This window comes from Aromatoleum diolicum (genome assembly GCF_012910955.1).
Classification (GTDB): domain Bacteria; phylum Pseudomonadota; class Gammaproteobacteria; order Burkholderiales; family Rhodocyclaceae; genus Aromatoleum; species Aromatoleum diolicum.
On the sequence record NZ_WTVQ01000118.1, the window covers coordinates 1 to 765 of the forward strand.

Annotated in this window: 1 protein-coding gene; it reads right to left on the reverse strand. The window is 60.8% G+C overall.

Going from position 1 to position 765, the window contains the following annotated elements; genetic code table 11:
* Positions 1-424: 424 nt before the first annotated feature.
* Positions 425-586 carry a hypothetical protein gene (locus GPA25_RS23665; protein WP_211163338.1) on the reverse strand — a complete coding sequence of 54 codons (162 nt, stop codon included), beginning with the start codon at positions 584-586 and terminating at the stop codon, positions 425-427.
* Positions 587-765 lie beyond the last annotated feature (179 nt).

Here is a 765-nt window from a genome sequence, read left to right on the forward strand (position 1 = left end):
TGAAAAGGCCTTCTTGAAGCTCAACTGAGCTGATTTGCCGCCTTCAAATTCGTTCGCTTCCGCCGCAGGGCGCCGGAACGACCGATTCCTGGCGCATCCGCGACCGTTTTTACACGGCCTCGGCCGACCGGCGCCATCCTACCCTCACGCACCGGTCCGACCTCAAACCTGCCGCTCAAGTAGTCAAAGACGCTTCGGCGTATCGAACGGCCGCTTCCGTCGCGTCGGTTGCTGGGGCGAATGGCCACTTCGAAAAAGCTCGACCGGCAAGTTTGGGTCGTTCTGAGTCAGTCGAGCAGGGTGCGCAAGTGATCATCCAATTTGTAATGCATAGTTACGTCGAGCGTGCGCAAATGACCCGCCAGTGGCCATACAAAATGGTGGTCAGGCGTGGTGCAATTTCGCATAGAAATGTCCGACTGGATCACCGCACCGCGGCCAGCGCCTCGAGGTGCTCCGACAGCCGCAGGAGCCATTCCACCCGCTCTGCGTCATATGTGTGCCGGTTGTACGTGCCAACGATCCCCGGCGGCATGTGCCCGAGGATCGCCTCGCTGACCGCCTCGGGGCAAGCGAGCGATGCCAACAATGTCCTCGCCGTCCGCCTCAAGTCGTGCGGCCCCCAATGCGTTATCGGCGTAAGCGTCCGCCCGAGACCGTCTTGACTGACGGTCAGACCTTGATCGGGTGGAGGCGCAAATCGATTGCCGAGATGTCAAACGCGGCGGGATCGAACGGTGCCCCGTACCATTCAAGCATGTCGTG